Origin of the sequence: Streptomyces sp. WAC 06738, from assembly GCF_003945505.1 — a bacterium.
Taxonomy (GTDB): domain Bacteria; phylum Actinomycetota; class Actinomycetes; order Streptomycetales; family Streptomycetaceae; genus Streptomyces.
In genome coordinates this window covers 6885493-6902274 of the sequence record NZ_CP029618.1, presented here as the reverse complement: position 1 = coordinate 6902274, position 16782 = coordinate 6885493, and the positions used below count along the sequence as shown (strand labels likewise).

Genomic DNA, 16782 nt, shown 5'->3' with positions numbered 1-16782 from the left:
CGACCGCCGCCCACGCGTCCCGTACCCCCGCGCCTCCGGCCAGAGCAGAAAGGCACCACCCCATGACCACCAACTCCGCGGCCCCCGGGGCCGGTCTGCCCGCGATCGCCTGGATCGGCCTCGGCATCATGGGCTCCCCCATGTCCGAGAACCTGATCGCGGCGGGCTACCCGGTCACCGGCTACACCCTGGAGCAGGAGAAGCTCGACCGGCTGGCCAAGGCCGGCGGCACGGCCGCCGGGTCGATCGCCGAGGCCGTCGCGGACGCGGACGTGATCATCACGATGGTCCCCGCGTCGCCGCAGGTCGAGGCCGTCGCCTACGGGCCCGACGGCATCCTGGCGCACGCCAGGAGCGGCGCGCTGCTCGTCGACATGTCCTCGATCACCCCGCAGACCTCCGTGGACCTGGCGAAGAACGCCGCCGAGCGCGGGATCCGGGTGCTCGACGCCCCCGTCTCCGGCGGCGAGGCCGGGGCGGTCGAGGCGGTGCTGTCCATCATGGTCGGCGGCGAGCAGGCCGACTTCGAGCGGGCCCGGCCGGTCTTCGAGGCGCTGGGCCGGACGATCGTGCACTGCGGCCCGCACGGCGCGGGCCAGACGGTCAAGGCCGCCAACCAGTTGATCGTCGCGGTGAACATCCAGGCGTGCGCCGAGGCCGTGGTCTTCCTGGAGAAGTCCGGCGTGGACCTGGCGGCCGCGCTCGACGTCCTCGGCGGCGGCCTGGCCGGGTCGACCGTGCTGGCCCGCAAGAAGGACAACTTCCTGGGCCGCGACTTCCGGCCCGGCTTCCGCGTCGACCTGCACCACAAGGACATGGGCATCGTCAACGACGCCGCCCGGAACGTCGGCGCCGCGCTGCCGGTCGGCGCGGTCGTCGCCCAGCTCGTCGCCGCGCTGCGCGCGCAGGGCGACGGCGGCCTGGACCACTCGGCGCTGCTGCGCGGCGTGGAGCGCCTCTCCGGCGGCGAGGTCTGACCCGTACACGCCGCACGCGGACGGGAGACGAGGACGAAGCGGCAGAAGACGGCAGAGGACGGCCCTCGCCCCCCGTCCGGGGCGAGGGCCGTCCGCTCGCGGGCGGCCGCCGTCAGCTCTTCAGCGGCAGGATCGATGTGGGGGCGTGCCACGGCTCGGTGGCCAGGTCCTCCCACTCGCGCACGTCGCTGATGTCCGCCGTGGTGCTCATGGAGATGTTGGTGATCCGCTCCAGGATCGCCTCCACCACCACCGGCACGCGGTGCTCCGCCGCCAGCTTCCGCGCCCGGGCGAACGCGGCGCCCAGCTCGCCCGGCTCGGTGACCCGGATCGCCTTGCAGCCCAGCCCCTCGGCGACCTTGACGTGGTCGACGCCGTAGCCGCCCAGCTCCGGCGAGTTGACGTTCTCGAACTCCAGGTTGACCTGGAAATTCATGTCCAGGCCCAACTGGGCCTGCCGGATGAGGCCGAGATAGGAGTTGTTGACGAGGACCTGCACGTACGGGATGCGGTGCTGGGCGCCGACCGCCAGCTCCTCCACGAGGAACTGGAAGTCGTAGTCCCCGGAGAGCCCGACGACCAGCGCCTCCGGGTCGGCGGTGGCGACGCCGAGGGCGGCGGGCACGGTCCAGCCGAGGGGTCCCGCCTGGCCGCAGTTGATCCAGTGCCGCGGCCGGTAGACGTGGAGCATCTGGGCGCCGGCGATCTGGGAGAGGCCGATGGCGGTGACGTAGCGGGTGCCGGGGCCGAACGCCTTGTTCATCTCCTCGTAGACCCGCTGCGGCTTCATCGGCACGTCGTCGAAGTGGGTACGGCGCTGGAGCCGCGCCCTGCGCTCCTGGGTGGCGGCGGCCCACGCGGCGCGGTCCGGCAGCCGGCCGGCGGCCCGCCGTTCGCGGGCGACCTCGGTGAACTGCCGCAGCGCGGCGCCCGCGTCGGAGGCGATGCCGTAGTCGGGGGCGAAGATCCGGCCGATCTGGGTGGGTTCGACGTCGACGTGGACGAAGGTGCGGCCCTCGGTGTAGACGTCGAGCCGGTAGCCGGTGTGGCGGTTGGCCCAGCGGTTGCCGATGCCGAGGACGAAGTCGGCGGCGAGGAGGTTCTCGTTGCCGTAGCGGTGGGAGGTCTGCAGCCCGACCATGCCCGCGTTGAGCGGGTGGTCGTCGGGGAGGGCGCCCCAGCCCATCAGGGTCGGCACGACGGGGGTGCCGGTCAGCTCCGCGAACTCCACCAGCTCCGCGCAGGCGTCGGCGCCGATGACGCCGCCGCCGGCGACGATCAGCGGCCGCTCGGCGGCGCAGAGCATCGCGACGGCCTTCTCCGCCTGCGCCCGGGTGGCGGCGGGCCGGTGCACGGGCAGCGGCTCGTACGTGTCCGGGTCGAACTCGATCTCGGTGAGCTGGACATCGGTGGGCAGGTCGACGAGCACCGGCCCGGGGCGGCCGGAGCGCAGCAGGTGGAACGCCTGCTGGAAGACGCCGGGCACCTGTGCGGCCTGGAGCACGGTGGTGGCCTTCTTGGTGACGGGGGCGGCGATCGCCGCGATGTCGACGGCCTGGAAGTCCTCCTTGTGCAGCACGGGCGTCGGCGCCTGTCCCGTGATGCACAGGATCGGGATCGAGTCGCCGATCGCCGAGTACAGCCCGGTGATCATGTCGGTGCCAGCGGGGCCCGACGTGCCGATGCACACGCCGATGTTCCCCGCCCGGGCACGGGTGTAGCCCTCGGCCATGTGCGAGGCGCCCTCGACGTGCCGCGCGAGCACGTGGCCGACGCCGCCGGCCGCCCTCAGGGCCGCGTAGAACGGGTTGATCGCCGCCCCCGGGACGCCGAACGCGACCTGGACGCCTTCCTTCTTGAGGATCTCCACCGCCGCGCGCGCGGCTGTCATACGAGGCATCGCGTGCACCTGCTTCTTCCCTGAGCTTTTCCGTATGACGGAATTTGAGTTTTGCTATATGGAAGCAATCTAGAAGCGGGGCAACTCGGCGTCAAGAGCCGGATTCGTAAGGGATGCTGGAGTGCGGAACCCACCACGCGGCCCAGAACCAGGAGCACTTCCCATGCCAGAGAGCGTGCCGGTGCGCTGCCCGGCCTGCCGGCGCGAGCACGCGTACACCCCGAGCACGTTCCCCTGCGCCTGCGGCGCCCCGCTCACGCTCCCGCTGCTGCGCGGCGGGGTGCCGGTGGAGCTCAAGCACCGCACGTGGCAGGACTCCTGGGTGACGGTGCGCTGTCCGGTCTGCGACCGGCGCGACGATTGGCCGCGGCCGGAGCTGTCCTGCGACTGCGGCGCGGTGGTACGGCTGCCGGTGGCCCCCGTGCAGTCCCGCCGTCCCCGGCCCGCGGCCCCGCCGGTCCCGCCCGCACCGGCGGCCGCGCCGCCCGCACCGGCCCCGCCCGGCCCCCCGCCCCGGCCGGCGGCGGCGCCGGCGCCGCGGCGCCCCGCGTTCCGCCCCGTGACCATCCGCAACACCGGCGACGCGGTGACGGCCGCCGCGCAGTACCTGCGCTGGCTGGGCTTCACGGACCTGGTGAAGAACGAGGACCGGCCCGCCTCCGGCGTCGACGTGCGCGGCGCGGGCGTGGTCGCCCACGTCGACCCGACGACGACGCCCACGGCGCTGCGGCACGTCGAGTGCGTGTGGCTCAGCGGTCTCAACGCGTCGGCGCTCGCCGTCTTCTTCTCCCTCGCCGGCTACACCCGCGAGGCCCGTACCCGGGCCGACGAGCTGCGGCTCCCGCTGTACGTGATGGACCTCACGGGCACCCCGCAGCCGGTCAACGACCCGGGGGACGAGCTGATCCGCACGGGCGCCGCCCCGCGCGGCTGACGGGGCGGTCCGGGGCGGCGACCAAAGTATGCGGGCGGGCCGCCGCGGTCGTACGAAGGTCTCGGTGCCGTCCTCGGGGGGCGCCGCGGCGGGCGGACGACCGTAGATTGGCCGGTATGCCCCGTACCGCCTCCGAGACCCGCCCCGCCGGCAGCACCCGGCGGGACCGGCTCGCCGACGCCGGCCTCGTCCTCTTCGCCGGGGCCTTCTCGTTCCTGTCCGCCGACTCCGTGCTGCCGGAGGACGGCGCGGGCGTCTCGGAGAACGTGCTCTTCGCCGAGGCACTGGCCGCGGGAGCGGCCTGCCTGGCGCTGCCGCTGCGGCGCCGCCGGCCGGTGCCGCTCGCGGTGGCGTTGCTCGTCGCCGACTCCTTCGGCCACTTCTTCATCGGCCCGACGCTGGTGGCGGTCTTCACCGTCGCGGCGCACCGTCCGCTGCGCGCCACCGGCTGGATCGCCGCCCTCGTCTTCGCCCGGCTCGTGGGCTTCCTCGCCACCACCCCGGACCCGCAGGACCCGCGGACCGGCGCGGGGGTGGCGTACTTCTCGCTGGTCACGGCGGCCGTGGTCTTCGGCCTCTACCGGCGTTCGCGCCGCCAGCTCGTCGCCTCGCTGCGCGAGCGCGCGGAGCAGGCGGAGGCCGACGCGGCGCTGCGCGCGGAGCAGGCGCAGCGGCGGGCCCGGGAGGAGATCGCGCGGGAGATGCACGACGTGCTGGCGCACCGGCTGTCGCTGCTGAGCGTGCACGCGGGGGCGCTGGAGTTCCACCCCGGCGCCCCGCCCGCGGAGGTCGCCCGCGCGGCGGGCGTGATCCGCGACAGCGCGCACGAGGCGCTGCAGGACCTGCGGGACGTGATCGGCGTGCTGCGCGCACCGGCCGACTCCGGCCCGGGCGCCGGGCGTCCGCAGCCGACGCTCGAAGACGTGGACCGGCTGGTGGCGGAGGCGGGCGAGGCGGGCATGCGCATCGCGTACGCACCGGACGTCGCCGCTGCGGAGGCGGTCCCGGCGGCGACGGGGCGCACGGCATACCGCATCGTGCAGGAGGGCCTGACGAACGCCCGCAAGCACGCGGCGGGCACGAAGGTGACGGTGACGCTGACGGGGAGCCCGGAGAACGGCCTGACGGTGGAGGTGAGCAACCCGCTGCCGCACGGGGGCGGGGGGACGGACTCCGCCGCGCACGGCGAGCACGGGGCGGGCGTTCGGCGCGCGGAGGCCCCCCGTAACGGCCGGCCCGCGAACGGCGGACAGCGGACCGGCAGCCGGGATCCGGACGCCGCCGCGGGCGGCCGGCCGGCCGGGAACGGACCTTCGGCCGGTACCGGCCCCGGCACCGGCAGAACCGCGGGGATCCGGCGCCCTGCGGCCGGAACGGACGCCGCCGATACCGGCCGGGTTGCGGTGCCCGCCCTCGCGGCGGAGCCGCGGGGCGGGGCGGGCCGGCTCGCCGCGGCGTCCGTCGGCTCCGGAGCCGAGGGCGGCTCCGGCCGGGCCGTCGCTGCCGGTACCCGCGCCACCGGCCCCATCCCCGGGGCCGGGCAGGGCCTCATCGGGCTCGCCGAGCGCGCCGCGCTGGCCGGCGGGCGGCTGGCGCACACGGCCGACGGCGACGGCTTCCACCTGCGCGCCTGGCTGCCGTGGGGCCGCCCGTCCCGTACGGAATGAGCCTCCGGCGCTCCCGCTAGGGTGGGCGCGTGCCCGACCAGACCCCCGGTCCCGCAGACCCGGCAGATCCCGCAGATCCCGCAGATCCCGCTGCCCGCATCGCCGTCCTCCTCGTCGACGACGACCCCCTCGTCCGGGCCGGGCTGCGGCTGATGCTCGGCGGGGCCGGCGACATCGACGTCGTGGGCGAGGCCGCGGACGGCGGCGAAGTGCCGGCGCTCGTGGCCGCGCACGCGCCCGACGTCGTGCTCATGGACATCCGCATGCCCCGCCTCGACGGCCTCGCCGCCACCGAGGCGCTGCGGCGGCGCGCGGAGCCGCCGGAGGTGCTGGTGCTGACCACGTTCCACACCGACGAGCACGTGCTGCGGGCCCTGCGCGCGGGCGCCGCGGGATTCGTCCTCAAGGACACCCCGCCCCGGGAGATCGTCTCGGCCGTACGGAAGGTCGCCGCCGGCGAGCCCGCGCTGTCGCCCGCGGTGCTCCAGCAGCTCATCGCCCAGGTCTCCGGCGCCGGCACCGAAGGACCGGCGCGGGCCCGGGAGGACGCCCGCCGCCGGCTCGCCGCGCTCGGCGAGCGCGAGCGTGAGGTCGCCGTGGCGGTCGGCCGCGGCCGGTCGAACGCGGAGATCGCCGCCGAGTTGTACATGAGCGTGCCCACCGTGAAGACCCACGTCTCGCGCATCCTCACCAAGCTCGACCTCAACAACCGCGTGCAGATCGCCCTCCTCGTCCACGACGCTAGGGAATCCTGAGCCGTCCGCGGTGTTGTAGGGATCATGGACATCCCTCTCTCCGTGCTCGACCGGTCACTGCGGCGCAAGGGCCAGGACCCGGCCGACGCGCTGCGCCGCACCGTGCGCTTCGCGCAGCAGGTGGAGGGGTACGGCTTCCACCGCTTCTGGGTCTCCGAGCACCACAGCGTCCCCGGCGTCGCCGGTTCCGCGCCGACCGTGCTGGCCGCCGCCGTCGCCTCCGCCACCTCCCGGATCCGGGTCGGCACCGGCGGCGTGATGCTGCCGAACCACCGGCCGCTGGTGGTCGCCGAGCAGTTCGGGGTGCTGGGCTCGCTCTTCCCCGGCCGGATCGACATGGGCCTCGGCCGCTCGCTGGGCTTCACCGACGGCATCCGGCGGGCGCTGGGCCACGGGATGGCGGACGCGGGGGACTTCGGGGCGGCGCTGGCGGAGCTGCTGCGCTGGTTCGAGGGCACACAGCCCGCGTACCCGGGCGTGCACGCCGTACCGGCGGAGGGGCTGCGGGTGCCGGCGTACGTGCTGGCCATCGACGGCGGCGCCGACATCGCCGCCGCGCACGGGCTGCCGCTGGTGATCGGCGCGGGCCGGCGCCCGGAGAAGCTGCTGCGCGCGGTCGGGCGCTACCGCGAGGCGTTCACGCCCTCGGCACAGCAGGGCGCGCCGTACGTCGTCGTGGCGGTCGCCGCCGCGGTGGCGGACACGGCGGAGCAGGCCGCCGGTCTGCTGCTGCCCGAGGCGTGGGCGACGGTCTGGTCGCGCACCCGCGGGGAGTTCCCGCCGCTGACGGCGGCGGAGGAGATACGGGCCCGTACGCTCACCGAGCGCGAGGCCCGTTACCTCGACGAGGCCCGCGGGTCCCAGGTGTCCGGCACCGGGGAACAGGTGGCCGCCGCCCTGGGCGACCTCGTGGCCCGCAGCGGCGCCGACGAACTGCTGGTCTCCCTGCACACCCCCGACGAGGACGCCCGGCTGGAGTCCTTCCGGCGGCTGGCGGAGCTGAAGATCGCGGCGCCCGCGGCGGGTTGACGGCCGGCTACAGCTCCACCGCCTCCCCCGGCCGCGGCAGCCGCAGCCGGTGTCCGAGCCCCGCCGCGTCGAAGGCGGCGACCAGCGAGTCGGCGCCCTGCGTGAAGTGCGCCCAGTGCTCGAAGTGCAGCGGCACCACGTCGTGCGCCCCGAGCACCGCGGCGGCGGCCGCCGCGTGTTCGCTGGTGAGCGTGAGGTGCGCGGCGCCGAGCAGCGGGGTCTGTGCGGCGCCGGCGAAGAGCACGGCGATGTCGACGGGGCCGAGGCGGGCGGCGATCGTACGGACCACGTCGAGCGAGGCGTTGTCGCCGCTGACGTAGACCGTGGGCAGCCCGTCCCCGGTGAGCACGAAACCCGTGACCTCGCCGGTGAGATGGCCGGTGCCGGGCGGGCCGTGCTGCGCGGGCACCGCGGTGACGCGGACCGGTCCCACCGCGTACGACTCCCACGCCGGCAGCGCCCGCACCGGGCCGCGCAGCCGCTCCGCGGCCGACGCCGTGGAGAGCACCAGCGGCGCGGCGGCGGCGCACTCGCGCCCCGCCCGGTCGAGGTTGTCGGGGTGCTGGTCGTGCGAGAGCAGCACCGCGTCGACCGGGCCGAGGTCGGCCGGGGCTATCGCCGGGCCCGCGGTCTTCACCAGCCGCCGCCCGCCGACGGGGTACTCGCCCGGCGGGTCGAACGTCGGGTCGGTGAGCAGCCGGACCCCGCCGAGGTGGAGGAGCGCGGTGGGACCGCCGACGTAGTGCAAGATCGTCATGGCAGTCCCAAGTACCCGCGGGCCGCCGCTATTCCGCAGCACTGAACTGCTCCCGCAGCTCGACCTTCCGCACCTTCCCGCTCACCGTCATCGGGAACTCCTCCATGATCCGCAGATGCCGCGGGATCTTGTAGTGCGCGAGCCGGTTCTCGCAGTAGTGGGCCAGCTCGCGCCGGGAGAGCGCGTGCCCCGGATCGCTGAGGATCACGCAGGCGAGGATCTCCTCCCCGTACGTCTCGTCCGGCACGCCCACCACCTGCACGTCGGCGATCTTGGGGTGGGTGTGCAGGAACTCCTCGATCTCGCGCGGATAGACGTTCTCGCCGCCCCTTATGATCATGTCCTTGATCCGGCCGACGATCTCCACGCAGCCGTCCTCGCGCATCCGCGCCAGGTCGCCGGTGTGCATCCAGCGGCCGGCGTCGATGACCTCGGCGGTGCGCTCGGGCTGCTCCCAGTAGCCCTGCATGACGCTGTAGCCGCGGGTGCACAGCTCGCCGGTGGTGCCGCGGGGCATGGTGACGCCGGTGACCGGGTCGACGACCTTGACCTCGATGTGCGGCAGGACCCGGCCGACGGTGGTGGTGCGGCGCTCCAGGTCGTCCTCGCGCCGGGTCTGGGTGGCGACGGGGGACGTCTCGGTCATGCCGTAGCAGATGGTCACCTCCGCCATGTGCATCTCGTTGACCACCCGCTTCATCACCTCGACGGGGCACGGCGAGCCGGCCATGATCCCGGTGCGCAGCGACGTCAGGTCGTAGAGGGCGAAGTCGGGCAGGGCCAGCTCGGCGACGAACATGGTGGGCACCCCGTAGAGCGAGGTGCAGCGCTCCTGCTCGACGGCCGCGAGGGTGGCGGCGGGGTCGAAGGAGGGCCCGGGGACGACCATGCAGGCGCCGTGGCTGGTGGCCGCGAGGTTGCCCATGACCATGCCGAAGCAGTGGTAGTACGGGACGGGGATGCAGACCCGGTCCTGCTCGGTGTAGCCCAGCGTCTCGCCGACGAAGAAGCCGTTGTTGAGGATGCTGTGGTGCGACAGGGTCGCGCCCTTGGCGAAGCCGGTGGTGCCGGAGGTGTACTGGATGTTGACCGGGTCGTCGCAGGAGAGCAGCGCCTCGCGCTCGCGGACCCGCTCCGGGGGCACCGCGCGGCCGGCCTCGATCAGCCGGCCCCAGCCGGAGTCGCCGATGTAGAAGACGTTGCGCAGGGCGGGACAACTGCCGCGTACCTGCTCGACCATCCGCCGGTAGTCGCTGGACTTGTGCGCCAGCGAGGCGACCAGCAGGGAGGTGCCGGACTGGTTGAGAACGTACTCCAGTTCGTGCACCCGGTAGGCGGGGTTGATGGTGACCATCACCGCGCCGATACGGGCCGAAGCGTACTGGACGAGCACCCACTCCGGGCAGTTGACCGCCCAGATGCCGACGCGCTCGCCCTTGGCGACGCCGCGGGCGAGCAGCCCGCGCGCCACCTCGTCGACGGCGGCGCCGAACTCGGCGTAGGTCCAGCGGCGCCCGGAGACCACGTCGACCAGGGCCTCGCGGTCGGGGTGGGCGGCGATGGCGCGGTCCAGGTTGGCACCGATGGTGTCGCCCAGCAGCGCGGTGGTGCCGGTGCCGCTCGTGTAGGACGGCTCTGCGGTCATGTGTGGTCCTCCTCGCGGTACTCGTCGGCGGATCCGGCGGCGGTCGCCTCGCGGAGCTGCACGCGGCGGATCTTGCCGGAGACGGTCTTGGGCAGATCGGCGAACTCCAGCCGCCGGACGCGCTTGTACGGGGCGAGCACGGCGCGGGAGTGCGCGAAGATCGCCTCCGCGGCGGCGGCGCCCGGCTCCCAGCCGGCGGCGAGCACGACGTACGCCTTCGGCACGGCGAGCCGCACCGGGTCGGGCGCGGGCACGACGGCGGCCTCGGCGACCGCCTCGTGCTCCAGCAGCGCGCTCTCCAGCTCGAAGGGGCTGATCTTGTAGTCGCTCGCCTTGAAGACGTCGTCGCTGCGCCCGATGTACGTGATGTAGCCCTCGGCGTCGCGGGCGCCTATGTCGCCGGTGCGATAGTAGCCGCCGGCCATGGCCTCGGCGGTGCGGGCGGGGTCGCCCTCGTAGCCGGTCATCAGGCCCACGGGGCGCGCGGTCAGGTCGAGGCAGATCTCGCCCTCGTCGGCGGGCTTGCCGCTGACGGGGTCCAGGAGCACGACGTCGTATCCGGGAGTGGGACGGCCCATGGACCCCAGCTTGACGGGCTGCCCGGGGGAATTGGCGATCTGCACCGCGGTCTCGGTCTGGCCGAAGCCGTCCCTGATGGTGAGGTTCCAGGCCCGCCGGACGGCCTCGATGACCTCCGGGTTGAGGGGTTCACCTGCGGCGACGGCCTCCCGCGGCGGGGTGGCGAGACCGCTCAGATCCGACTGCACGAGCATCCGCCAGACGGTGGGCGGGGCGCAGAAAGTTGTCACGCCGCCGCGGGCCATGGCGTCCAGCAGCGCCCCGGCGTCGAAGCGCGTGTAGTTGTACAGGAAGACCGTCGCCTCCGCGTTCCAGGGCGCGAAGAGATTGGACCAGGCGTGCTTGGCCCAGCCGGGTGAGGAGATGTTCAGGTGGACGTCACCGGGGCGGATGCCGATCCAGTACATCGTCGCCAGATGGCCCACGGGGTACGAGACATGGGTGTGCTCGACGAGCTTGGGGAGCGCGGTGGTGCCCGAGGTGAAGTACAGCATCAGGGTGTCGTCCGCGGCCGTCGGCCCGTCCGGCGTGAAGCTCGCGGGGGCCTCGTACGCGTCCTCGTACGGGAGCCAGCCCGCCCCGCTGCCGCCGACCGAGATGCGGGTGTAGTCGCCGGGCACCTCGGCGAACTTGGCCTCGTCGGCGGCCCGTACGAGCACGTGGGCGGCCCGGCCGCGCTCGATGCGGTCGGCGAGGTCGGCCGGGCCGAGGAGGGGCGTGGCGGGGATGACGACGGCGCGCAGCTTCATCGCGGCGAGCGCGGTCTCCCACAACTCCGCCTGGTTGCCGAGCATGACGACGATCCGGTCGCCGGCCCGCACACCCTGCGCGCGCAGCCAGTTCGCCACCCGGTTCGAGCGCTCACTCATTCGAGTGAAACTCAACCGCGTCTCGCGGCCGTCTTCCTCCACGATGTGGAGGGCCGTGCGCTCGTTGCCCTCGGCGATGGCGTCGAACCAGTCGAGTGCCCAGTTGAAGCGCTCCGGCCTGGGCCAGGAGAAGGCCGCGCGGGCGGCCGCGTAGTCCTCCCTCCGCGCCAGCAGAAGATCCCGCGCGGACCGGAAGTCCGCGGTCGGATTCGTTGCCGTCACATGTCCTCCTCGTACGGCGGCGGCTCGCTAGCATCGTGCTGCGAGTGACCTACGCCTCACTACCCCCATACGGGGGTGCACTGCCGCCGGCCACGCCGGCGATCCCCCGTCAGCACCAGGGAGCGAGCGACATGCCGGAGACCGCGGACGCAGCGGAGGTGCGCGGCGCGCTGGCCCGGCTGCGCCGGTTCGGCGGCGTGCCCGTCGCCTTCGGCGGGCTGCTCACCGACGGCGGGCGCAAGCTGCGGATCAGCGAGCTGAGCGGGACGGTGACGCTCTCCCTCCAGGGGCTCGGGGTGGCCACGGGCAACGGGCTCGGCGGCAAGGCCATTGCCTTCTCCCGGCCCTGCGCGGTCACCGACTACACCTCGTCCCGCGCCATCAGCCACGAGTACGACGGCCCGGTGGGCGCCGAGGGCCTGCGCTCGGTGCTGGCGGTGCCCGTCGTCGTACGCGGCCGGGTGCGGGCCGTGCTCTACGGCGCGCTGCGCGACTCGCTGCCGCTGGGCGACCGGTCGCTGACCGCGGCGGTGGAGACGGCGCGCCACCTGGAGCAGACCCTCGCCGTACGCGACGAGGCCCGCCGGCTCCTCGCCGTCGCCACCCCCACCGCGCAGCGGGCGGCGGACCCCGCCGCCTGGGAGAACGTCCGCACCGCGCACCGCGACCTGCGCACGCTGGCGCCGCGTATAGCCGACGAGGAGCTGCGCGCGGAACTGCTGGCGCTCTGCGACCGGCTGGCCTCGGCGGCCGTCACCGTCGCCCCGCCCACCGGGGCCGGGCCCGACCGGACGGTGCTGGCGCCGCGGGAGCTGGACGTGCTGGCGTGCGTCGCGACGGGCGCGACGAACGCGGCGGCGGGCGAACGGCTGGGGCTGCGGCCCGAGACGGTGAAGAGCTATCTGCGCTCGGCGATGCGCAAGCTCGGGGCGCACACCCGGCTGGAGGCGGTCACGGCCGCCCGCCGGGCGGGGCTGCTCCCGTAGGCCCAGAGGGGGCCTGGCCCCGGGGTCTGCCGGGCGGGTCACCCCTGGTGCGCGACGACGTTCACCACCTGCCCGTTGGGGTCGCGGACGAAGAACCGCCGCACGCCCCACTCCTCGTCGGTCAGCGGGTGCACGATCTCGGCGCCCGCGGCGCGCATCGCCTCGTGCGCCGCGTCGACGTCCGCGACCTCGATGCTCATGTCCGGCTCCACGGGCGCGGAGGCGTCCCGCTCCATGAAGATCAACTGCGCGGTGGGGTTGCCGGGCGCGGCGAGCGCCATCACCCACCCCAGGTTCATCACCTCCTCGAAGCCGAGACGCTCGTAGAACTCGCGGCTGGCCTCGAAGGACTCGGTCTTGATGTCGGGTACGACCCTCCTGATGCTCATGCCGCGGAGGCTACCCGCCGGCGGTGACACCGCCGGGCCGCGCGGCCGTCCGCGGCGTTCCGGTGCCGGTCGCGCGCGGGGGGAGCGTCCGCGGGCGGCCGGGGGCGCCGGACGGGCGTCGGGGGCGCACACGTCCGGGCATGCCGCGCACCGCCGTGCGGGTGCGGTGGCCCGCGTGCGTCAGGGGCGCATGGCAGCACGTGCCTCCCCGAGGGCGACGTCGCGGCGGCCAGGCGGGAAAATGGACCCGTGGCCGATCACCCCATCCTGAGCTGGAACGCGGACGGGCGCGCGCGGACCGCCCGCTGGTACACCGCGGGCGGCACCCCGCCGCCGCGGCGCGTGGTGCCCGCGGACGACCGGATGTGCGCCGACATCGCGTACCGGCTGGTGTGCGAGGGCACGGCCGTGCTGTGGCAGGGCGACTACCACGGCGGGCGCCAGCTCCTCGCCGCGCTGGGCCGCCGCATCGACCGTCGCGCCACCCGCCGCGGCCGGCGGCCGGCCGCACCGGCGGGCGGCCGGGCGACCGGCCCGGCGGACGCCTTCCACCGGCACCGGCAGGCCAGGGGCCACCGGGCGCGGGTCCTCGGCATGCTGCTGGTCCCGCTCGAACCCGGCCCGCGGGGCCCGGCCGTGCCGCTGCGCCGGGCGCCCGACGTCGGCGAGGCGGCGATCGAGGCGTACGGGCCCGTGACCGAGCCGGGCGCGGTGGCGCTGCGCGAACTGCTCGGCGCGCTGGGGGCTCACGAGTGGCGCCGCAAGGGCGTGGACATACCGGCGCTGGGCGCCCGGGTGCATCCGCACTACGGGGTCTTCTCGCCGGTGCGCGGCGAGTACGTGGACCTGGTGGCCGAGGCTCCGCTGCCGGCGAAGTCGCTGGCGTTCGACGTGGGCACCGGGACCGGAGTGCTCGCGGCGGTGCTGGCGCGCCGGGGGGTGGAGCGGGTCGTCGCCACCGACACCGACCCGCGCGCGCTGGCCTGCGCCCGCGACAACGTCGACCGGCTCGGCCTGGCCGACCAGGTCGAGGTGGTGGAGGGGAACCTGTTCCCGCCGGGGCGCGCACCGCTGGTCGTCTGCAATCCGCCGTGGCTGCCCGCCAAGCCGACCTCCGCCCTGGAGCACGCCGTCTACGACCCCGGGGGCGGCATGCTGCACGGCTTCCTCGCCGGTCTCGCGGCGCATCTGGAGCCGGGCGGCGAGGGCTGGCTGGTCCTCTCCGACCTGGCCGAGCACCTGGGGCTGCGCGGCCGCGGGGAGCTGCATGCGGCGATCGAGGCGGCGGGGCTGCGGGTGGCGGCCCGCCACGACACCCGCCCCCGGCACCGCAAGGCGGCGGACCCGTCGGACCCGCTGCACGCGGCACGGGCGGCGGAGGTCACGTCGCTGTGGCGGCTCACCGCGGCGCGGTGAGAGGGGCCGGGTCGGGGGCCGGCCGAGGGGCGGCGTGACAGGGCGTGCGGCCGGGCGTGAAGGGTCGGCCGCGCGCGGAGGGCGTCCGGCATGTGGGCACGGCGCCTCCCGTCGCTCCACCGTCGCGGCGCCTCTGACCGGCGGTTGTTCCGGGAGGTTCCCGTGGGGTGGTCTCGCATCGCGGAACACGGGTGCCTGCGGGGGCAGGGGCCCGTACCGTCGGAGTGTGGACACCTCCGGACCCGCCGCCCCCGCTCCCCGACGCCGACCTCAGTTGTACGTTCCCGTGGAGGACGGAAAGGGCGGGATGCGGCTGCGGATGTTCCGTACGCCGCTGGGCACGCGCACGGCGGTGGCGTTCACGAGCCAGGCCGCGCTGGTGCGCGCGCTCGGCCCCGAGCAGAAGTGGGTGCGCCTGGGAGAGCCGGCGCTGCGCGCGCTGACCGCCCCGGTGGGCGCCGAACGGATCACCGTGGACCCGCTGCTCACCGCGCGCCGGCCGTACGCCCACTTCACCCCGCCGCGGTCCCAGGGTGAGCCGCGCCCCCAGCAGCGCCCCACGCCGCCGTCCTCCCCGACGCCGCAGCAGCCGGCGACCCACTGACGGGCGGTCCCCGCCCGCGCGCTCGGACGGTCCGCAGCTCCGGCGCCCGCCCGGGGCAGGCATCTTTGGCACCCCTTCCGCTGCCCACGGCGGCAGTACCCGTCCGGCGACCGGGGCGTGAGGCCGCCCGACTCTCCAGGGGACCGTGCGGGCACCGCCGGACCGGCTGAGGGAAGATCGGGGGCCGGAGGCGACGACAGGGGACACGGTGGGGACGCTCGACGGACAGCGCGAGAACGCCGGCGGCGGGAGGGCGCGGGACCCGGCGGAGCGCGGGAGCCGCGCGGGCGCGGGCGACGCGGCCGGTGCCGCGGACCGGTCGCACCCACCGCAGGCCGGGGCCGCGCACGGGCTCCCACGGCACAACGGCCGGGCCGCATCCGCAGGAGTTCCGCGTGCTGACACGCTCCCCGGCTCCGCAGAGACGGACGGCGGAAGCGCCGACCACGCCGGGAACGCACCCCGTCCCGCGGATCCCGGAGGGCCGCCGGGCACGGTGCGGGGTGAGGATTCCGCTCGGCAGCACGCCGCAGCGGGGGCGGCCCGGCGCTCCCCGCGCCTGCGGCTCGCCCTTGTCCTCGCCGGGGGGCTGCCCCTGCTGCCCGTCTCCGCGGTTCTCGGGTTCCGTGTCGCCGGCGGCGACGGTGTGACTCCCCTGCCGCAGCTCGCCGCCTTCCTGCCCTGGCTGCTCGTGCCCGGCGGTTTCGGTCTGCTGCTGATGGGACTCGCCCGCAGCCGGGCAGGAGTCGTGTGGGCGCTCGTCGTCGTCGCCGGGACGGCCTGGTTCGTACGGCCCTACGAGTCCGCCGCGGAGCCGCCCTCCTCTCCGCCCAGGGAGGAGTTCCGGCTGCTCTCCGCCAACCTCAGGTTCGGCGACGCCACCCCCGCCCTGCGCACCGCGCTGCGCGCGTACGAGCCGGACGTCGCCCTGGTCCAGGAGTGCGACAGCCGTTGCGTGGAGGCCCTGCGCGGTCCGGCGCTGCGGGCCGCGTACCCGTACCGCGTCATCGACGGCGGCGATCCCGCCGAGGGCTCCGCCATCCTCAGCAGGTACCCGCTGACCGAGGAGCCGGGCGTGCCCGGCACGCTGTCGATGCCCGCGGCCACCGCGCGGGTCGCGGGCGAGCGGGTGCGGCTCCAGGTGGTGCACCCGATGCCGCCGACGCCCGGGTCCATGGACGCCTGGCGCACCGAGCTGGGGCGCCTGCGGGACGCCGCCGCGGCGCGCGGGGAGGTGCCCACGGTCTTCGGCGGCGACTTCAACTCCTCGCAGGACCACGAGGCGTTCCGCGACATCCTCGACACCGGCCTGCGGGACAGCGCCATGCTCCTCGGCCGCTCGCGCACCCCCACCTGGCCGGCGTCGGCGACGCCCCTCTTCGGCACCCAGATCGACCACGTGCTGGTGAGCGACCGGCTGAGCCCCGCCGGGATCGAGTTCCCCGAGCTGGCCGGGACCGACCACCGCGCGGTGCTGGTGGAGCTGCAGTTGCGCTGAGCCGTGGCCGATACTGCCCGTATGGACCGTCACGAGTGGGCCGCGCGGACGCTGGCCGTACGGCCGGGCGACAGGGTGCTGGAGATCGGCGCCGGGCACGGGGTGACCGCGTCGCACGTCTGCGCGGAGCTGGCCGGGGCGCCGCGGGACGGGGCGCCGCGGTTCGTCGGCCTGGACCGGTCCGCGAAGATGACCGCCGCGGCCGGGCGGCGCAACGCCGCCCACGTCGCCGCCGGGCTCGCGGAGTTCAGGACCGGCGCCTTCCCGGCGGACCTCGCGTCCTGGCAGCCCTTCGACGTCGCGTACGCGTTCAACGTGCGGCTGCTGTGGACGGAGCCCGCCGCCGCCCGCGCGGCCGCCGTGCTGCTGCGGCCCGGCGGACGGCTGAGCGTGTTCTTCCAGTTGCCCGCCTGGAGCGCCGCGACCCACCGCGAGGTCGCCGCGCGGGCGGCGCGGACGCTGACCGCGGGCGGGCTGGCGGTGACCGCGGACGGGCAGGACGAGACCGTCGAGTGCGGCTACGTCACCGCCGAGACCCCGTCCGGCTGAGGCGTC

At 75.3% G+C, this 16782-nt stretch carries 15 protein-coding genes; 10 read left to right on the top strand and 5 right to left on the bottom strand.

The window, feature by feature from the left end; genetic code table 11:
* Window positions 1-62: 62 nt before the first annotated feature.
* Window positions 63-977: a 2-hydroxy-3-oxopropionate reductase gene (locus DMB38_RS30125; RefSeq protein ID WP_125937792.1), complete on the top strand. Its 915-nt coding sequence runs from the start codon at window positions 63-65 to the stop codon at window positions 975-977.
* A gap of 112 nt (window positions 978-1089) precedes the next feature.
* Here the strand turns inward: DMB38_RS30125 and gcl are convergent, their stop codons facing one another.
* Window positions 1090-2877 (bottom strand): glyoxylate carboligase, encoded by a 1788-nt coding sequence (gcl, locus tag DMB38_RS30120; protein ID WP_125937791.1) that lies wholly within the window; start codon window positions 2875-2877, stop codon window positions 1090-1092.
* 163 nt (window positions 2878-3040) lie between these two features.
* Here gcl and DMB38_RS30115 point away from each other — a divergent pair, with 163 nt between their 5' ends.
* The 4 genes from DMB38_RS30115 to DMB38_RS30100 all read left to right on the top strand — a co-directional run bounded on the left by DMB38_RS30115 (window position 3041) and on the right by DMB38_RS30100 (window position 7262).
* On the top strand, window positions 3041-3811 hold the full coding sequence (locus tag DMB38_RS30115) for a hypothetical protein (protein ID WP_125937790.1): 771 nt from the start codon (window positions 3041-3043) through the stop codon (window positions 3809-3811).
* A 116-nt stretch (window positions 3812-3927) separates the two neighbouring features.
* Complete coding sequence (locus DMB38_RS30110; protein ID WP_125937789.1) at window positions 3928-5478, top strand: histidine kinase; 1551 nt, start codon at window positions 3928-3930, stop codon at window positions 5476-5478.
* Window positions 5479-5576: 98 nt separating this feature from the next.
* Entirely contained in the window at window positions 5577-6233 is a 657-nt protein-coding gene (locus DMB38_RS30105) for a response regulator transcription factor (protein ID WP_276314999.1), read from the top strand.
* Window positions 6234-6257: 24 nt separating this feature from the next.
* Window positions 6258-7262, top strand: a complete 1005-nt coding sequence (locus tag DMB38_RS30100; protein WP_125937787.1) for an LLM class flavin-dependent oxidoreductase — start codon at window positions 6258-6260, stop codon at window positions 7260-7262.
* Window positions 7263-7269: 7 nt separating this feature from the next.
* On the opposite strand, the gene DMB38_RS30095 is transcribed toward DMB38_RS30100, so the two are convergent.
* The 3 genes from DMB38_RS30095 to DMB38_RS30085 are packed head-to-tail and all read right to left on the bottom strand — an operon-like array spanning window position 7270 to window position 11334.
* Window positions 7270-8019 (bottom strand): MBL fold metallo-hydrolase, encoded by a 750-nt coding sequence (locus tag DMB38_RS30095; protein ID WP_125937786.1) that lies wholly within the window; start codon window positions 8017-8019, stop codon window positions 7270-7272.
* Window positions 8020-8047: 28 nt separating this feature from the next.
* Window positions 8048-9664: an AMP-binding protein gene (locus DMB38_RS30090; RefSeq protein WP_125937785.1), complete on the bottom strand. Its 1617-nt coding sequence runs from the start codon at window positions 9662-9664 to the stop codon at window positions 8048-8050.
* Window positions 9661-11334, bottom strand: coding sequence for an AMP-binding protein (locus DMB38_RS30085; RefSeq protein WP_125937784.1), 1674 nt, complete (start codon window positions 11332-11334; stop codon window positions 9661-9663). Before DMB38_RS30085 ends, DMB38_RS30090 begins: the two co-directional genes overlap by 4 nt.
* Window positions 11335-11465: 131 nt before the next feature.
* Between DMB38_RS30085 and DMB38_RS30080 the strand changes: the two genes are divergently transcribed.
* Window positions 11466-12320, top strand: coding sequence for a LuxR C-terminal-related transcriptional regulator (locus DMB38_RS30080; RefSeq protein WP_125937783.1), 855 nt, complete (start codon window positions 11466-11468; stop codon window positions 12318-12320).
* 38 nt (window positions 12321-12358) lie between these two features.
* Here the strand turns inward: DMB38_RS30080 and DMB38_RS30075 are convergent, their stop codons facing one another.
* The gene (locus DMB38_RS30075) at window positions 12359-12709 is read right to left on the bottom strand and encodes a VOC family protein (RefSeq protein ID WP_047018730.1); all 351 of its coding nucleotides are present in this window, start codon (window positions 12707-12709) and stop codon (window positions 12359-12361) included.
* A 249-nt stretch (window positions 12710-12958) separates the two neighbouring features.
* Between DMB38_RS30075 and DMB38_RS30070 the strand changes: the two genes are divergently transcribed.
* The 4 genes from DMB38_RS30070 to DMB38_RS30055 all read left to right on the top strand — a co-directional run bounded on the left by DMB38_RS30070 (window position 12959) and on the right by DMB38_RS30055 (window position 16776).
* On the top strand, window positions 12959-14125 hold the full coding sequence (locus DMB38_RS30070) for a class I SAM-dependent methyltransferase (RefSeq protein ID WP_125937782.1): 1167 nt from the start codon (window positions 12959-12961) through the stop codon (window positions 14123-14125).
* A 286-nt stretch (window positions 14126-14411) separates the two neighbouring features.
* Entirely contained in the window at window positions 14412-14729 is a 318-nt protein-coding gene (locus DMB38_RS30065) for an SAV_915 family protein (RefSeq protein WP_346429528.1), read from the top strand.
* 646 nt (window positions 14730-15375) lie between these two features.
* Window positions 15376-16227 (top strand): endonuclease/exonuclease/phosphatase family protein, encoded by an 852-nt coding sequence (locus DMB38_RS30060; protein ID WP_240662546.1) that lies wholly within the window; start codon window positions 15376-15378, stop codon window positions 16225-16227.
* Window positions 16228-16248: 21 nt separating this feature from the next.
* Entirely contained in the window at window positions 16249-16776 is a 528-nt protein-coding gene (locus DMB38_RS30055; RefSeq protein WP_240662545.1) for a methyltransferase domain-containing protein, read from the top strand.
* Window positions 16777-16782: the final 6 nt, after the last annotated feature.